Origin of the sequence: uncultured Clostridium sp., assembly GCF_963527835.1 — a bacterium.
Taxonomy (GTDB): Bacteria; Bacillota; Clostridia; order Clostridiales; family Clostridiaceae; genus Clostridium.
Genome location: NZ_CAURTC010000056.1, coordinates 1 through 16,629 on the forward strand (window position 1 = coordinate 1; position 16,629 = coordinate 16,629).

Here is a 16,629-nt window from a genome sequence, read left to right on the forward strand (position 1 = left end):
CTCTATATAGATAGACTCTCTTTTATGAGTGTCTACTATATAGGGTCCATTTTATAGATACATAGCTCTTTGTTTTTTATATTTTCTAATATATTTTTTGATCCTATTTTACTACTTAATTTAATTTACTCTAATTATTTTTATTGAATTTTATTCCATAACTAAAAAAATAATAATATTAGGTTTACAAAACATAATAAATTACCCTTTTAGTAAATGTAAAACAAAAAGTTAGCTAACTTTTAAATAATAAAACAAAACACAAAAGGAGTGATAAATATGTTTTTAAACAAAGGATCAAGAGGAGAAAATGTTAAGTATCTTCAATACGGTTTACACATAATGTGTTATAGCACAAATGGTATTGACGGAATATATGGTGCAGGTACTGTAGACGCTGTAAAGAGATTTCAAAGAACATTTGGACTAAGTGCTGATGGTATAGTTGGTGATGGTACATGGGGAAAATTATGTGAAGAAATCAGAAAAGTTCAACAAGCTCTTAAAAGTAAAGGATATTCAATTAGCGTAGATGGAGTTGCTGGACCAAGCACTTTTGAAGCAGTAAAAAGTTTTCAAAGAAGTAATGGATTAAGTGCTGATGGTATGGTAGGACAAGGTACTTGGAGTAAATTAAGAGGGGAATCTTCTAATAATAATAATGGTGGTGAATCTAATCCTGGCACAACGTCTTCATCGCTTACTAAATTTGTTGATTGCGCAAGAGGAGAAGTTGGTTATGTAGAAGGTAGAACCAATATTACTAAATATGGACAATGGTATGGAATGAATGGACAACCTTGGTGTGCAATGTTTGTATCATGGTGTGCAAATCAAGCAGGTATTTTAAATAGTGTAGTTCCTAGATATGCTAGTTGCAATGAAGGTGCAAATTGGTATAAAAATCGTGGGAAATATAAAACTAGAGGAACTGGATATGTTCCAAAGACTGGTGATGTTATTTTCTTTAATAGTAATGGTATTAATCATACAGGAATAGTTGAATCAGCTTCATCTGGTACAGTACACACTATAGAAGGTAACAGCAGTGATGCAGTTAAAAAGCGTAGTTATAATTTAACTGACAGCTATATTAATGGATATGGAGTTAATTAAAATTACTTCATAAAGCAAAAAATTCAGCATAAATTTATGCGGGATTTTTTATTTTATGAAATACCAAATTTATTATATAAATTATTGAAATTTATACATAAAAAGTAATATACTAGTACTGATTTATTTATATATTATTTAATTTCAATGGGGGGATTCATATTGAAAAAGTATTTAACTATTATATCAATCATACTAACAATATTTTTAGCTGGTTGTACTAATACTAAAGATTCTAATGGCACTAATACATCTACAAAAGAAAGTGGTGATTCAATTTCAAGCACAAATACAAATAACTTTGAAAAAGAAAGTAATGATCCAACCTTAAATAAAAATACAGATGATTCTAAAAAGGTTACCGAAACTGATACAGATAAATCACAAAAAGTAAATGAAACCAGTAAAGATAACTCTAAAAAATCAATTCAAATTACTGCTTCTAATTCTCAAATAACCATAAATGAAAAATCACTAGATGAAAATTCAACCTTTTACTTTGGTATGTCAAAAGAAGATGTAATATCTAAATTAGATAAATTTAAAATAAAAGTTGAAAATGAAATAGAAATATCTTCAAGTAAAGATGATCCACAATACGGAAATAAACAAATATGGACTCAAGATATTAGCTTCACATTCAATAAGGAAAATAAGTTATCTGTTATAAATATTAAAGAAAATTTACCAACATCATTAGGATTAAAAGAGGGAGATTCTATAGAAAAATTAGAAAGTTTATATGGAAAAAATTATAGTAAATATAAAACAGATAATGGTTTTATATATGAATATTCTATTAATAATTATTATTTTCATGTATTTTTAGAAAATGAAAAAGTAACAGAATGGGAAATATCAAAATATAAATTTTTAAAGTAAATTCAATTAAAAAGTAATGAAAATAATATAATATAATAGAATCGTACTAATTTGTATTCGCTTTTTTATTATTTTCATAATGAAAGCTCCTAATTCAAATAGTAATGTATTGTTAATTATACTATAAACGTAATCTTATTATAATAATTAGTAAAAATATTAATCATTACGATATTACTTGGGATTAATTAGAATATAAATTGGTATATATTAATTTATAGGAGATGATACTTTGTCAATGGAAACGTTAGGTATAATAGCAATGTTATTAGGAGTATTGAACATTTTATTGGCTAATATATTTCCAGATAAAAATAACATATATTTATATAAATTATATTATTTTATTATAGGAATAATAATTATAATTTTAGGGTTGTTTTTAGAATTAAGCATTATAAGTGGTGAATTACTTATAATATTATTAGTAATTTTGCTGATTGTTAGTAAGATTATAAAATATAGAATATTTAAATTAAAGTAAGAGTTTGATGAGTTTTATATTTTTATATAAAATTTTGAAAATATATTAAAAAAAGCTTCAGAAATAGTTGAAGGCTTATTAAGTGCTTATATGAGTGAAGTGATGAAGACATTTTTGGAGATGCATTCTTTGAACCACTTGCTAAGTTTGCAAGTCAAGGCGTAGTTTCACCGAGTGAAAGTTTAGATGTTGCTATAGAACCTAAAAATAAATATACTGCAATAGCTGTTAAATATCTATGTAATTTAAATTAGTATCTCACTTAATTTAGTTGATTATTATGTTACAAATTATGTTACTTGAAATATACTATATTTTTATATTTAATATAGATTATTACAAAAGAGCTATCTCTAAAAAGTAATTAATTAAATTATTTTTATTAGATAGCTCTTTTTTTATACTTTTTTGTTAACTTGATATTCTTCATACAATTTAATTTCATCTTCTGCTTAATTATCTTCATCTATCTACATAAACATGTTAAATCAATTTATTGTAAACATTCATATCTGTTTCTTTTGACATAAGCTTTCCTAACATTGGAACAATTCTAGTGAAATGCTCAGATTTTAAGTGTTTATCTAAAGCTTGTCTATTTTCCCATTCTTCAATCATTGTCAAAATTCTAGCATCCTGCTCATCTTGATACATTTCATACTTTATACATCCTTCTTCTTTTCTTGTCATTTCTACTAGTTCTTTGTATAATTCAATAATTTCATTCATTTTATCCTGCTTAGCAAAATTTTTTGCAACTACTTTTATCATTTATATCCCTCACCTTTTTTAATATTTTTCATTATTCAATTTTCTAAATTAGCGAATAAAGTTCGTAAATATTTTATTTTCTCTTTCGGGTTCTTTAACAGTCCCTTTTCCGTTTTCAACCAATTTCATAAGCCATGCCATATTTTTTCCAAGAACTCTCATTATTTGTCTTCCTTCTTCATCTCCTGTAATTTCTCCTGGTGATGTTCCATGTATTACATTCCAGTAATTTGAAGTTGGCATAAGCATTTCAGAATAATTAATGTAATTATTTAATTGATTAAAAGTTGCAACTCCTCCTGAACGTCTAACAGCAACCACAGTTGCTCCTACCTTATGCCTTAACATTCCATTCCCAGCAATATAAAATGCTCTATCTAAAAATGATTTCATAGTTCCACCTATAGCTGAATAATGAACCGGAGAACCTAGTATTATACCATCTGCCTCTTTCATTTTCTTAATCCATTCATTCACTCCATCATTATCAATAACACATTTTTCATTTTGGTTTCTAACGCAACCATTACATGCAAGACATCCTCTTATAGTCTTATTTCCTACATGGATAATTTCAACTTCTATACCTTCATTTTCTAATTCTTCTGCTACCATTTTTATAGCATGGTACGTATTGCCTTCCTTTTTAGGACTTCCATTAAATGCAACAACTTTCATATATATTACCTCCTCTGAATTAAGAATTTGCTTAAATTTTTAATTTATTACCTTTACCATTTGTCATAATGTATTCTTGTTTTATTAAATCTATCAGCTGGTTCTCTTTCTTCATCTGGGTATCCAACAGGTACTATTGATAAAGGAATTACACTAGATGGTAAATTTAGAAGTTCTTTAATTGCATCCACCCTATCTGCTATTGGGTAAACACCTAACCATACTGCACCTAACCCCTTATCTTCAGCAGCTACTAATATATTTTCTGTGGCAGCTGAACAATCCTGCACCCAAAGACCTTCAAATATTTCTTTTGATTCATCTCCACAAATTATAATTGCTACATCTGTATTTAATAGCATTTTTGAATATGGATGTACTTCAGTTATTTTTCTCATAATCTCTTTATCTCTTAAAACTATAAATTCCCAAGGTTGTTCATTTCCAGCAGAAGGTGCTGCCATACCTGCTTTTAATAATTCTTGAACAATCTCATCACTTACATTTATGTCCTTATACTTTCTTATACTTTTTCTGTTTAATATTGCATCCATTTACATATACCTCCTAATTGATACTTTTTATAATCAATGATATTATTATAAAAAATAAGTTTAAATATAACAAGTACGCACTATTTTGTATTATAGTATCCAAAAGGATACTATTGAAAGGATTAGAAATATGAGCCCTAACTGCAATACTTTAGAATTTAAAAATAAAAATTATACATGTACCTTTGAAATTACAATGGATTTAATTGGTGGAAAATGGAAAATGATTATTATTTGGAATCTAGGTACTAAGGGAATACAGCGATTTAATGAATTAAAAAAATCACTTCCTAAAATAACTCAAAAAATGCTAACTCAACAACTAAGAGAATTAGAAGCAGATAATTTAGTTACTAGAAAAGTTTATCCTCAAGTTCCTCCAAAGGTTGAATATTCATTAACTGATCTAGGTAAGAGTTTAATGCCTATTATTGGTATGATGTGCAAGTGGGGAGATGACTATTATAAACTAAATATTTAAAGCATTGATATTATTTGATTTATCTAAAGTAATTTATTTAATATTTATCATATTAGTCCAGTAATGGAGAGCAATTCTGATAATTGGATTACAGAAGTTTGTTTTCCTATAAAAAGTAAATAAACAAGATGAAGAGAACCCTAGAAATAGGGTTCTTTAATTATATATAATTAAGTCATATTACAAGTTTTTTAAAGCCATACACTAATTTTAATCTAGATCTCAACACACTATAATATTCTTTTAAAATTTTAAAATTAACATATATTTCCTAATTAGATTATGCTACAATATAAGAGGGAGAGGGATTAAAACTGAAAATCACACATTAATGGGAAACGCAAATATGATTAATATTATGTAATTATTGGTCTAGAATTAATAATTATGTTTCAATGTATTTTATCAAAATGGAAATAGATTCCCATAAATAAAAACCTCTTTATTGTTCTTCTAAACTCTTTTTCATATGTCTATTTACTGAAATATATCTGTATTCTTAGCTGTAAACTTTATGTAATAGTCCTTACAGGGTTTAATAGAAATGTTAAGGTAGAGTATTTCGGTTTTATATAGATAATGTTGGACTAGAAAGAGAGGAAATATATATGAAAGTCGAAGGACACAATGGAAATAATTGGTTTAAGGTTTTTATTTCTAAAGAAAATGAGAGGTTCTTTGGTGTTCTTATATTTTTATTTGGGATTGTTCTTATATTGCTTAAATATCTTTGAATATAGCAAAAAGACCTTTGTATAGCGCATCTCTCCCAAGAAAAACTATACAAAGACCTTAACCAAATAAAATTGTTAATTACATCTCGAGATAGTTCCTTAATTGGAACTATCTCATCCAAAGTTTTAATCTATATAAATTTACTACATATCTATATAATATACCTAAATTATATCCTATATGTTACTTATTATGCAATTAATTTTATATTCATATTTGGACATGTTTTTAAATGAATTCTTCTGCCCATGAGCTTTATCCGATAGCTAGCATCTGTAATTTCATAACAACTGAACGCTCCGGGATAACAATTTCTAACCCTCAGTTAAAAACAAGTTTCACCTGAGGGTTAGAACTTTGTTTATACTACAATATCAACATTCACTTAAAACATAGCCATATAAATAAATTATATTTACATAAATGTTATAATAAACATAAAGAGGAGTGATAATAATGGAGACAAATTATATGGTTATTATAAGTACAGTTGTAAATGTTTTATTAATAATAGGAATTTCAATAGCAGTGGTTAAAGGTATTAAAAAGATAAAGAACTTTGTTAATAAATTTGAAAAACTAGATAAGAAAATGGATGATGTTTTAAAGAAATTATAGAAATGATTATGTTAAGTTATTATTAAAAATAGCTTAATATTTAATGAAATTACTTATTGGGGGAAGTATTTATGGAAAATATGAGTATTATGAGTGGAGCTTTAGTATTTGGTATGATTCCAAAATTAATTTTATGGGGATTAGAAGTTTATGCACTATTTTTGGGAATTAAAGCATTGAAAATTTATATTGATAAGAATTCTTAGATATGAGATATAAAAATTATATTAATTTATTAATATTTAAGTATATTATATTTATTAGAGTAAACTTAAAAATAAATATATTAAGAAACATTAGTCTAAGGTAGAAGTTTTATTTTTAAAATTTTTACTTTAGACTTTTTATATTTTTTATATTTTAAGCTTATCTTGATATTTTATTATTAAAGAAGATTATAATGTTCACAAATATATGAATGTTACTTAAAACAAAGTTTTATATTACTTTCTTAAGTGGTAGTTAATAAATAAATTAAGTATAATAATAGCATGTAATAAAATAGTTATATGAGTATTGGAGAATATATATATGGAAAATTACATGAGTTTTATTGATAATGCATGGAAGAGATTTATAAAAACTGGAGAAGTAGACCCTAAAGTTAGAAGTGAAATAGCAGAATCATGGATAAGATGTAGAAAATATGGAGTTGATCCAAGAAATGGAAGAGGTAGTATTAAACATCACAATATAGATGAATTAATTAAAAGTAATATTGAACTTATTTCAGTAGCTAGACCTATTATGGAAAGCATTTATAGTATGGTTTCAGGATCAGGATTTGCCTTATTTTTATCAGATAAAGATGGATATCTATTAGAGATAATAGGTGATCAAGATATAATGGAGAGAGTTAATGAATTAAACTTTTTAAAAGGAGAACTATGGACTGAAAATATAGTTGGAACTAATGCTATAGGAACTGCCTTATATCTTAATAAACCAGTTCAAACTATAGGGGCAGAGCATTATGGAGTAAATCAGCATTCATGGACTTGTTCAGCTTCACCTATTCATGATGAAGATGGAAATTTAATAGGTTGTATAAACATGTCTGGGAATTATTATAATGCTCATTCCCATACTATGGGGATAGTAACTGCGGCAGCTCAGTCAATTCAAAAACAAATGGCTTTAACTATTTCATATAAATTATTAAATGTAACATTTGATTCTATATCTGAAGGCATGATAGTAATTAGTGAAGATATGAAAGTGAAAAGGGTGAATGGAAGAGCATTAGAAATATTAAATATATCATTAGAAGAAGCTAAAAAAATTCATATTAATAATGTTTTAAAAGGAGTTCATTTTCATAAATTATTGAATCAGAACAATAGCTCGTTAAATAACATAGAATGGGATTTTCATATAAATAATAGCATAGTGAAGTGTGTTATAAATGTAGTACCATTAAATATAAGTGGTAAGAACAATGGAATGGTAATAACTTTTACAGAAGTTAAAAGAGTACATAAATTAGTAAATAAATTTGTAGGATATAAAGCTCAATATAAATTTGATGATATTATGACAACATATAAAGATATGAAAAAGATGATAGCTTTTGCAAAAAAAGCTGCTGCAAGTGATTGTAATATATTAATTCAAGGAGAAAGTGGAACTGGAAAAGAATTAATTGCACAATCAATACATAATTATAGTGAGCGACATAAAGGACCATTTGTTGCTGTAAATTGTGCATCGATTCCGAGAGAATTAGTTGAAAGTGAATTGTTTGGATATGAAAAAGGTGCTTTTACAGGAGCTTCAAAAGAAGGTCATCCAGGAAAATTTGAACTAGCAGATGGAGGAACAATATTTTTAGATGAAATAGGAGAACTTCCTTTAGATACTCAAAGTAAGCTTCTTAGAGTTTTAGATAATGGGAAGGTTATAAGAATTGGAGGAACTTATGAAAAACAATTAGATGTTAGGGTTATTGGTGCTACAAATAGAATATTAAAAAATGAAATAAGTAAACAAAATTTTAGAGAAGATTTATATTATAGACTAAGTGTAATGGAGATAAAGACTATTCCTTTAAGAGATAGAATAGATGATATAGACGTACTTATAAAGTATTTTATAGAAAAATTAAATTCAAAAAATAGAGATAAGATTACAAAAATAAATGATTATTACGTAGATGAATTAAAAAAGTATAATTGGCCAGGAAACATAAGAGAGCTTAGAAATGTAGTGGAAAGAGATTATTATCTAAGTGATGATGAGCTCATAAATATAAATAATATGAATTATATAGAAGTAACTGAAAACATAATAGAAGAAAAATATACGGAAGAAGATATAAGAATAATTCCTTTGAATTGTTTAGAAAAAGATGCTATAGATGATGCTATAAAAAAATGTAATGGAAATCTTCAAATGGCATCAAAATTATTAAATATAGGAAGAGCTACATTATACAGAAAAATTAAGAAATATAATATCATTGTATCAAAATGATAATTTAAACAATAGGTGTATCAAAATGAGAAGAGAAAATGTGTCATTTTGATACATTTATTTTTATATATAGATATAATTAAAATTAAGTTTAATATTTTTAATTAGTTAAAAACATGTAAACATGCAAGTTTATTTTAAGTAACTTTATAATTTAATAATTATATTAAAATTTTGGCACGGATATTGCTATATAAATATGTATGTGAATTAATTAACAATATATGTTAGATATTTAGGGAGGAATTTTAATATGAAAGCAGCATTATGGTATGCAAAGAAAGATGTTAGAGTAGAAGAAATTAAAGAACCAAAGGTTACAAGCAATGGTGTGAAAATAAAAGTAAAATGGTGTGGAATATGTGGATCAGACTTACATGAATATTTAGGAGGACCTATATTTATTCCAGTAGGACAGCCACATCCATTAAGTGGAACAACTGCACCAGTAGTTTTAGGTCATGAATTTTCAGGTGATATTGTAGAAGTTGGTGAAAATGTAACGAAGTTTAAAGTAGGAGACAGAGTAATTGTTGAACCTATAGTTGCATGTGGAAAATGTCCAGCATGTCTAGAAGGAAAATATAATTTATGTTCATCTTTAGGATTCCATGGACTTTGTGGAAGTGGTGGAGGACTTGCAGAATATACAGTTTTCCCAGAAGAATTTATACATAAAATACCAGATGAAATGTCTTATGAACAAGCAGCTTTAGTTGAACCAATGGCAGTAGCATTACATTCAATTAGAGTAGGAAACTTTAAAATTGGAGATACAGCATTAGTATTAGGTTCTGGCCCAATAGGTTTAGCAACTATAGAATGTTTAAAAGCAGCAGGTGCAAAATTAGTAGTAGTATTACAAAGAAAATCTATAAGACAAGAATATGCTAAAAGAGCAGGAGCTGATGTTGTTCTAGATCCTAATGAAGTAGATATAGCAGAAGAAGTTAAAAAGCTTACAAATGGACTAGGAGTAGATGTAGCATTTGAAACTACAGGAGCTCAAATAGGTTTTGACACAGGTATTAATAGCTTAAAATTCGAAGGAACTATGGTTATAACAAGCATATGGGAAGATGGAGTTACATTTAATCCTAATGCTTTAGTGTTTACAGAAAAGAAGATAGTTGGAACATTAGCATATAGACATGAATTCCCAGCAACTATGGCTCAAATGAATGATGGCAGAATAAAAGCAGAAGGATATGTAACTAAGAAAATACACTTAGATGACATAGTAGAAGAAGGATTTGGAGCATTAACAGGTCCAGAAAAGAAGAAACACGTTAAGATATTAGTAACACCAGATAAAGGTCTTTTATAAAAGAATCAGGGGGAACATAAATGTACAAGATAGTTAGTAAAAGAGAGCTTACAAATAATATATTTTTAATGGATATAGAAGCTCCAAGAGTAGCAAAATCAGCACAGCCAGGTCAATTTATTATTATTAAGAATGATGAAAAAGGTGAAAGAGTACCTTTAACTATTGCAGGTTATAATAGAGAAGAAGGAACTGTAACTATAGTATTTCAAACAGTTGGAAAAAGTACACAAGAACTAGCTCAATATGAAGTTGGAGAATATGTAGCAGACTTTGTTGGACCATTAGGTAAGCCAAGTGAGTTTATTCATGAAAATTTAGAAAGCTTAAAGAAGAAAAAGCTAATATTCGTTGCTGGGGGAGTAGGTGCAGCACCTGTTTATCCTCAAGTTAAATGGATGCATGATAACGGAATAGATGTAGATGTTATAGTTGGATCTAGAACAAAAGATTTATTAATATTAGAAGAAGAGATGAAAGAAGTAGCTGGAACTCTTTATGTAGCAACAGATGACGGAAGTTATGGATTTAATGGAAGAGTTACTGATTGTTTACAGGGTCTAGTTAACGAAGGAAACAAGTATGATCATGCAATTGTTATAGGACCTATGATAATGATGAAATTTATGGCAGATTTAACTAAGAAATTAGAAATACCAACTACAGTAAGCTTAAATCCTATAATGGTAGATGGAACAGGAATGTGTGGAGCTTGCAGAGTAACTGTTGGTGGTGAAATTAAATTTGCTTGTGTTGATGGACCAGAATTTGATGGCCACTTAATAAATTATGATGAATCAATGAGAAGACAATCTATGTACAAAACAGAAGAAGGTAAAGCTAAATTAGCATTAGAAGAAGGTAATACTCATAGTCATGGTGGCTGTGGTTGCAGAGGTGATAAGTAATAATGGATATGAAAGAGAGAATGGTAAGAGTACCTGTTAGAGAACAAAATCCAAAAGTTAGAGCAACAAATTTTGAAGAAGTTTGTTTAGGATACAATGAAGATGAAGCAGTTAAAGAGGCTTCAAGATGTTTAAATTGTAAAAATCCTAAATGTGTAGAAGGCTGTCCAGTATCTATTAATATTCCAGGATTTATTTCACATGTTAAAGAAGGTAACTTTGAAGAAGCTGCAAAAGAAGTTTCAAAGTATAGCGCACTACCAGCAGTATGTGGTAGAGTATGTCCTCAAGAAAGCCAATGTGAAGGAAAATGTGTTCTAGGAATAAAAGGTGACTCAGTATCAATTGGTAAGCTTGAAAGATTTACGGCTGATTGGGCAAGTACTAATAACGTTGATTTAAGTGAAACAGAATCTAAGAACGGAATAAAAGTAGCTGTTATAGGAAGTGGCCCATCAGGACTAACTTGTGCAGGAGATTTAGCTAAAAAAGGATATGATGTTACTATATTTGAAGCACTTCACAAAGCTGGTGGAGTTTTAGAATATGGTATACCAGAATTTAGACTTCCAAAAGAAAAAGTAGTTAAAAATGAAGTTGATAATATAAGAAAACTTGGAGTTAAGATTGAAACTAATGTTATTGTAGGAAGAACAATAACAATTGATGAACTTTTTGAAGAAGAAGGTTTCAAAGCAGTATTTATAGGTTCAGGAGCAGGTCTTCCTAAATTCATGGGAATAGAAGGAGAAAATGCAAATGGAGTATGTTCTGCAAATGAATTTTTAACAAGAGTAAACTTAATGAAAGCAGCAGTTGATGGATATGATACACCTGTTAGAGCTGGTAAAAAGGTTGCTATAGTTGGTGGCGGAAATGTTGCTATGGATGCAGCAAGAACTGCATTAAGACTTGGAGCAGAAAGTCATATAGTATACAGAAGAGGTGAATCAGAGCTTCCGGCAAGAGTTGAAGAAGTACATCATGCTAAAGAAGAAGGTGTAATCTTTGATGTTTTAACTAATCCAAAAGAAATATTAGTAGATGAAAATGGATGGGTTAAAGGAATGAAATGCATTAAGATGGAACTTGGAGAGCCAGATGAATCTGGAAGAAGAAGTCCAGTTGAAATTGCAGGATCAGAATTTATTATTGATGTAGATACTGTAATAATGTCACTTGGAACATCACCAAATCCATTAATATCTTCAACAACTAAAGGATTAGAAATAAATAAGAGAAGATGTATAATTACTGAAGAGGAAACTGGCTTAACATCAAAAGAAGGTGTTTATGCTGGAGGAGATGCAGTAACTGGTGCTGCAACAGTAATTCTTGCTATGGGAGCAGGAAAAAAAGCAGCTCAAGCAATTGACGAATACTTAACTAAATAATAGATATATTTTGATAACGCACACACTCAAAAAAGCCCATTGCTAATAAATTTTTAGTAATGGCCTTTTTTATATTTAAACAACTTTAAATATAAATTAATAATTTCTTTATATGTAGTATCATATAGTGAAAATTATTATTCACAAAAAATTGCTTTGAAAATTAACAGATACATAAATAAAAAGATAAAAAACTAGTAAATAAAAGAAAACTATTAATATAATTAAAAACATAGTTTTTTTGTAAATAACAATATTAAAGTTTAATAAAAATATAGTCGAAAATTATGTATAATGTTAAAATTATGCAGATATAACAGCAAGGAGATAAAAATATGTTAAAAACAATAAAAAGTAAGTTGGTTTTTCTCGTAACTATATTTGTAATTACAATTGTATTCTTGGGAATATATTCAACAAAAACTTTAAGCAGTGTAAATAAGGAATCAACAATCATAGTACAAGATTTTATACCAGCAATAATATGTTCAGAAGAATTAAATGTTATGACATCAGATTTTAGATTACTTGAATATGATCATATTATTTCGAGTACTTCAGAAGCGATGCAAGAAAAAGAAAAAGCAATGGAAGAAAAGAAGAAAGAAATACAAAAAAGCTTAGAATTCTATGCTACAACCATACAAGCTGAAGAGGACAAAGCATTATTTGAAACTGCTAAAGATGAATGGAATAAGTACTTAGAATTAAATAAAACAGTTATTATGTTAAGTAGAGAACTAAAAACTGAAGACATAATGAATATAATGAATGGTGAATCAAAAAAAGCTTTTGATACAGCATCTTTATCTTTAATAAAATTAGCAAATCTTAATCAAAAACTGACAGGAGATGCTAGCCTAGAAGGAGATATGCAATTTAAAGAATCTTTTAAAATAAATATAATAATAATAGCAGTATTAGGAGCGTTAAGCATAGTTTTTGGTATAATAATCATTAATTCTATTAGAAAACCATTAAATATTTTAAAAGTAGAGTTAGATTTATTAGCAGAAAGAGGCGGAGATTTAACTCAAGAAATACAAATAAATTCAGAAGATGAAATAAAAGATCTTTCGGTGAGTTTGAACAAATTTATACAAAATTTAAGGCACATTATAAAACAAGTTAATGAAAGTTCTAATAGCATAGAAGATGTTACAGAGCTTATAAAGGATAATGTTACAAAGTTAAATTCAGACATAGAGGAAGTATCAGCAACTACAGAAGAACTTGCTGCAAATATGGAAGAAACAGCAGCTTCCTCTGAAGAAATGTTAGCAACATCACAGGAAATTGAAGAAGTGGTTAAATCTATTTCGCAAAAATCTCAAGAGGGAGCTATTAAAGCAGGAGAGATAAGTAATAGAGCAGAGGATACTAAAATAAATGTACAAGCTTCAGAGAAGAAATCAACTGAATTATTTAAAAGTACAAAAGTAGAATTAGAAGAAGCAATACAAGCATCAAAAGTTGTTGAAGAAATAAATGTACTTTCAGAATCAATAATGCAAATAACTTCACAAACTAATCTTCTTGCTTTAAATGCAGCTATAGAAGCAGCAAGAGCAGGAGAAGCAGGAAAAGGATTTTCAGTTGTTGCTGAAGAGATAAGAAAGCTTGCAGAGCAATCAAAAGATACAGTGATAGAAATTCAAAGTATAACAGGAAAAGTAACCAGTGCAGTTGGAAATCTTTCTAGTAGCTCAGATAAATTATTAAAATTCATGTCTATAGATGTTTATAATGACTATAAGAGAATGTTAGATGTAACAGATAAATATAGTGAAGATGCTGAATTCATTGACAGTCTTGTAACTAATTTTAGTTCAAGTTCAGAGGAACTTTTAGCATCTTTACAAGAAGTGCTTAAAACAATAGATGGAGTTTCACAAGCTGCAAATGAAGGGGCTGGAGGTACTACATATATTGCAAGTAGCATTTTACAAGTTAATGATAAGTCTAATAGTGTTTTAGACAATGCATTAAAATCACAAGAAAATGCTAAAAAGTTAAAAGAAGAAATTTCTAAGTTTAAGATTTAAAATATGTTTAATTTAAGGTTGTGTTTTAGCAGTGTGTTAATGTATGCACATTTAAAACACAAACTAATTTAAAAAGATAATCTATATTAATGATAGAGGTAGATGTTATATATTTAGAATAATGTCTACCTTTGTTGTATATAAAAATAAGTAAGTTATGTTATACTTATATTATTAAAATTTTAATTGTATGGTGGAGGAATTTGATGAGTATAAAAAGTATAAAGAAGTATACTAGGTTGATTTTATTATTAGTTTTTGTTAGCTCTTTAGGATTAGTTGGTTGTGGAAATTTTAAAGACAATAATACTAAACAAAATGCTGAGTCAAATTCTACAACAGAAGATACTTACAGTAATTCACCAGAGGTAATTGGAAATCTACCATTAGCAACTATAAATGTTAAGGATTATGGAGTTATTGAAGCCGTGTTGTATCCAGAAACTGCTCCTAATACTGTAAATAATTTTATAGATTTAGCTAATAAAGGTTTTTACAATAACCTTAAATTTCATCGAATAATTAAAGACTTTATGATTCAAGGTGGAGATCCAAATGGTGATGGAACTGGAGGTCCAGGTCATTCAATAGAAGGAGAATTTGCATCAAACGGTATTGCAAATGGATTAAAGCATACAAAAGGTGTACTGTCTATGGCAAGATCACAAAATCCTAATAGTGCAGGTAGTCAGTTTTTTATAATGACTGGAGACGCACCACATCTTGATGGAGAATATGCTGCTTTTGGTAAGGTCGTATCAGGTTTTGATGTGTTAGATAAAATAGGAAGTGTAAAAACTAAATCACAAGATATGCCTAAAGATGATGTAATCATTGAGTCAATTACTGTAGACAGTAAAGGCGTAGAGTATAATGAGCCAAATAAAAAATAGAAAATTATTTATTAATATATCATCATTGCTTTTAAGTTTTGATGATATATTTTTTGCGTTATATAAAAGAGGAATTTTAATATTGTTTACTAAAGATATAAATATTAAAGATATAAATATTAATATGTGTAAAAATAAGCATGTTACTACTTCAGAATCAGTACATTTAGGAATACTTTTAGCTATTGTGGGAGGATTCCTTGATGCCTATACCTTTGTATGTAGAGGAGGAGTTTTTGCATAATTATAATTTCTTTTTTAGTGGGTGCATGTTTAGGTGGAGTATCAACCCTAAAAATTGGAGTTAAGTCAGTTTGGATTTCTGCAATTGTATTATTTAGTACAGATGAAATAAGATTTAAAGAGTAATGTTAAAAAGAGAAATTTGTCCACATTAAATTCATAGTGGTACTTTATTTTTCGAATTTCAAAACTAAGATTTTTAAGCTGAAAAACTTAATTTTATAATAGAAATGTAATTAAATTCAATTAAATTACTTTTAATAGAATTAAATTGAATTTAATTACAGCTACCAATAAATTGGAAGAAAACTTATGTAAATTGAGAAAAGATAGATTATTTTCATATAATAACATATTACAAAAATTACAGCATTTTACTATTGGCCTATATAATTGGTACAATCGACTAAGATTATTAGATTATTTGGAGGGATAGTACAATGTTATATTCAGATATAAATCTCCAACATGAGGTTTATAGAGAAGATGTTTTTAATATTGCAAAATGGTTAAAGGATGAAGACGTATCTAAATTTTTAAATGAAAAAGATGGAATAACCAATAGTTTAGATAATTTAGCAAACAATTCAACATTACCTGTAATGACTCAATATTTTAATAATAATGGTCCATTTTATATGATAGAACATAAAAATAAATCGATTGGTTATTTAAAGATTGTTACTAAAGGTAATAATAACAGTGCAGAAATAGTTGTTGCTATTGGTGACAAGAAAAAATGGGGTCAGGGAATAGGTACGATAGCAGTAAAAAAAGCTTTAAGTGAGGCGTTCTTAAAATACAGAGTTAATAAAGTGGTAGCTAAAATTCATAAAGAAAATTATAGATCAAGTAAGGTGTTTAAAAAAGTAGGATTTATTGAAAATGAATTATTAGAAAAGGAAACAAAATACTTAATAACATTTAATAAGTATATTAGCCAATTTAGTAGTTAAAGTCAGAAAAAATTCTATTATATGATGAATTGTCAAGTTAAGTGCGACACCTCGTGTAAGAATGCTTGAATT

At 27.8% G+C, this 16,629-nt stretch carries 18 protein-coding genes and 1 pseudogene; 16 read left to right on the plus strand and 3 right to left on the minus strand.

The window, feature by feature from the left end:
- Positions 1-279 precede the first annotated feature (279 nt).
- The 4 genes from RYM86_RS17420 (at position 280) to RYM86_RS18555 (ending at position 2,736) form a co-directional block, all read left to right on the plus strand.
- Positions 280-1,116: a peptidoglycan-binding protein gene (locus tag RYM86_RS17420; RefSeq protein ID WP_315082068.1), complete on the plus strand. Its 837-nt coding sequence runs from the start codon at positions 280-282 to the stop codon at positions 1,114-1,116.
- A 162-nt stretch (positions 1,117-1,278) separates the two neighbouring features.
- Positions 1,279-1,998, plus strand: a complete 720-nt coding sequence (locus RYM86_RS17425) for a hypothetical protein (RefSeq protein WP_315082070.1) — start codon at positions 1,279-1,281, stop codon at positions 1,996-1,998.
- Positions 1,999-2,236: 238 nt separating this feature from the next.
- Positions 2,237-2,482, plus strand: a complete 246-nt coding sequence (locus tag RYM86_RS17430; RefSeq protein ID WP_315082088.1) for a hypothetical protein — start codon at positions 2,237-2,239, stop codon at positions 2,480-2,482.
- Between the two features lie 110 nt (positions 2,483-2,592).
- On the plus strand, positions 2,593-2,736 hold the full coding sequence (locus RYM86_RS18555; protein ID WP_399548017.1) for a hypothetical protein: 144 nt from the start codon (positions 2,593-2,595) through the stop codon (positions 2,734-2,736).
- 229 nt (positions 2,737-2,965) lie between these two features.
- Here the strand turns inward: RYM86_RS18555 and RYM86_RS17435 are convergent, their stop codons facing one another.
- Genes RYM86_RS17435 through RYM86_RS17445 form a run of 3 tightly spaced genes read right to left on the minus strand, consistent with a single transcriptional unit; the run spans position 2,966 to position 4,485 of the window.
- Positions 2,966-3,253 (minus strand): putative quinol monooxygenase, encoded by a 288-nt coding sequence (locus tag RYM86_RS17435; RefSeq protein WP_315082071.1) that lies wholly within the window; start codon positions 3,251-3,253, stop codon positions 2,966-2,968.
- A gap of 48 nt (positions 3,254-3,301) precedes the next feature.
- Positions 3,302-3,931, minus strand: a complete 630-nt coding sequence (locus RYM86_RS17440; RefSeq protein ID WP_315082072.1) for a flavodoxin family protein — start codon at positions 3,929-3,931, stop codon at positions 3,302-3,304.
- A 53-nt stretch (positions 3,932-3,984) separates the two neighbouring features.
- Entirely contained in the window at positions 3,985-4,485 is a 501-nt protein-coding gene (locus RYM86_RS17445) for a nitroreductase family protein (RefSeq protein ID WP_315082073.1), read from the minus strand.
- A gap of 130 nt (positions 4,486-4,615) precedes the next feature.
- Between RYM86_RS17445 and RYM86_RS17450 the strand changes: the two genes are divergently transcribed.
- From RYM86_RS17450 to RYM86_RS17505, 12 genes and pseudogenes are all read left to right on the plus strand, one after another.
- The gene (locus RYM86_RS17450; RefSeq protein WP_315082074.1) at positions 4,616-4,966 is read left to right on the plus strand and encodes a helix-turn-helix domain-containing protein; all 351 of its coding nucleotides are present in this window, start codon (positions 4,616-4,618) and stop codon (positions 4,964-4,966) included.
- Positions 4,967-5,574: 608 nt separating this feature from the next.
- Positions 5,575-5,700, plus strand: coding sequence for a hypothetical protein (locus RYM86_RS17455; RefSeq protein ID WP_315082076.1), 126 nt, complete (start codon positions 5,575-5,577; stop codon positions 5,698-5,700).
- A gap of 457 nt (positions 5,701-6,157) precedes the next feature.
- Positions 6,158-6,319 carry a hypothetical protein gene (locus RYM86_RS17460; protein ID WP_315082077.1) on the plus strand — a complete coding sequence of 54 codons (162 nt, stop codon included), beginning with the start codon at positions 6,158-6,160 and terminating at the stop codon, positions 6,317-6,319.
- A gap of 71 nt (positions 6,320-6,390) precedes the next feature.
- Positions 6,391-6,525, plus strand: coding sequence for a hypothetical protein (locus RYM86_RS17465; RefSeq protein WP_315082078.1), 135 nt, complete (start codon positions 6,391-6,393; stop codon positions 6,523-6,525).
- Between the two features lie 325 nt (positions 6,526-6,850).
- A complete protein-coding gene (locus RYM86_RS17470; protein ID WP_315082080.1) occupies positions 6,851-8,791 on the plus strand; it encodes a sigma-54-dependent Fis family transcriptional regulator in 1,941 nt (646 codons plus the stop codon).
- 253 nt (positions 8,792-9,044) lie between these two features.
- Positions 9,045-10,118 (plus strand): 2,3-butanediol dehydrogenase, encoded by a 1,074-nt coding sequence (locus RYM86_RS17475; protein WP_315082081.1) that lies wholly within the window; start codon positions 9,045-9,047, stop codon positions 10,116-10,118.
- A 20-nt stretch (positions 10,119-10,138) separates the two neighbouring features.
- Positions 10,139-11,026: a sulfide/dihydroorotate dehydrogenase-like FAD/NAD-binding protein gene (locus RYM86_RS17480; RefSeq protein WP_315082082.1), complete on the plus strand. Its 888-nt coding sequence runs from the start codon at positions 10,139-10,141 to the stop codon at positions 11,024-11,026.
- A gap of 2 nt (positions 11,027-11,028) precedes the next feature.
- The gene (gene gltA / locus RYM86_RS17485) at positions 11,029-12,420 is read left to right on the plus strand and encodes an NADPH-dependent glutamate synthase (protein WP_315082084.1); all 1,392 of its coding nucleotides are present in this window, start codon (positions 11,029-11,031) and stop codon (positions 12,418-12,420) included.
- Positions 12,421-12,755: 335 nt separating this feature from the next.
- A complete protein-coding gene (locus tag RYM86_RS17490; protein ID WP_315082085.1) occupies positions 12,756-14,465 on the plus strand; it encodes a methyl-accepting chemotaxis protein in 1,710 nt (569 codons plus the stop codon).
- A gap of 206 nt (positions 14,466-14,671) precedes the next feature.
- Positions 14,672-15,358, plus strand: coding sequence for a peptidylprolyl isomerase (locus RYM86_RS17495; RefSeq protein WP_315082086.1), 687 nt, complete (start codon positions 14,672-14,674; stop codon positions 15,356-15,358).
- 97 nt (positions 15,359-15,455) lie between these two features.
- Positions 15,456-15,599, plus strand: a pseudogene (locus tag RYM86_RS17500) (DUF1275 family protein); the annotation flags it as partial.
- Between the two features lie 442 nt (positions 15,600-16,041).
- Positions 16,042-16,557: a GNAT family protein gene (locus tag RYM86_RS17505; protein WP_315082087.1), complete on the plus strand. Its 516-nt coding sequence runs from the start codon at positions 16,042-16,044 to the stop codon at positions 16,555-16,557.
- The last annotated feature ends 72 nt before the right edge of the window (positions 16,558-16,629 follow it).

Bases quoted from the DNA above. Each gene is read 5' to 3' on its own strand.
- RYM86_RS17420 (WP_315082068.1), top strand. From the start codon at position 280: ATGTTTTTAAACAAAGGATCAAGAGGAGAAAATGTTAAGTATCTTCAA.
- RYM86_RS17470 (WP_315082080.1), top strand. From the start codon at position 6,851: ATGGAAAATTACATGAGTTTTATTGATAATGCATGGAAGAGATTTATA.
- RYM86_RS17465 (WP_315082078.1), top strand. From the start codon at position 6,391: ATGGAAAATATGAGTATTATGAGTGGAGCTTTAGTATTTGGTATGATT.
- RYM86_RS17495 (WP_315082086.1), top strand. From the start codon at position 14,672: ATGAGTATAAAAAGTATAAAGAAGTATACTAGGTTGATTTTATTATTA.
- RYM86_RS17435 (WP_315082071.1), bottom strand. From the start codon at position 3,253: ATGATAAAAGTAGTTGCAAAAAATTTTGCTAAGCAGGATAAAATGAAT.
- RYM86_RS17450 (WP_315082074.1), top strand. From the start codon at position 4,616: ATGAGCCCTAACTGCAATACTTTAGAATTTAAAAATAAAAATTATACA.
- RYM86_RS17455 (WP_315082076.1), top strand. From the start codon at position 5,575: ATGAAAGTCGAAGGACACAATGGAAATAATTGGTTTAAGGTTTTTATT.
- RYM86_RS17505 (WP_315082087.1), top strand. From the start codon at position 16,042: ATGTTATATTCAGATATAAATCTCCAACATGAGGTTTATAGAGAAGAT.
- RYM86_RS17490 (WP_315082085.1), top strand. From the start codon at position 12,756: ATGTTAAAAACAATAAAAAGTAAGTTGGTTTTTCTCGTAACTATATTT.
- gltA (WP_315082084.1), top strand. From the start codon at position 11,029: ATGGATATGAAAGAGAGAATGGTAAGAGTACCTGTTAGAGAACAAAAT.
- RYM86_RS17480 (WP_315082082.1), top strand. From the start codon at position 10,139: ATGTACAAGATAGTTAGTAAAAGAGAGCTTACAAATAATATATTTTTA.
- RYM86_RS17440 (WP_315082072.1), bottom strand. From the start codon at position 3,931: ATGAAAGTTGTTGCATTTAATGGAAGTCCTAAAAAGGAAGGCAATACG.
- RYM86_RS17475 (WP_315082081.1), top strand. From the start codon at position 9,045: ATGAAAGCAGCATTATGGTATGCAAAGAAAGATGTTAGAGTAGAAGAA.
- RYM86_RS17445 (WP_315082073.1), bottom strand. From the start codon at position 4,485: ATGGATGCAATATTAAACAGAAAAAGTATAAGAAAGTATAAGGACATA.
- RYM86_RS17430 (WP_315082088.1), top strand. From the start codon at position 2,237: ATGGAAACGTTAGGTATAATAGCAATGTTATTAGGAGTATTGAACATT.
- RYM86_RS17460 (WP_315082077.1), top strand. From the start codon at position 6,158: ATGGAGACAAATTATATGGTTATTATAAGTACAGTTGTAAATGTTTTA.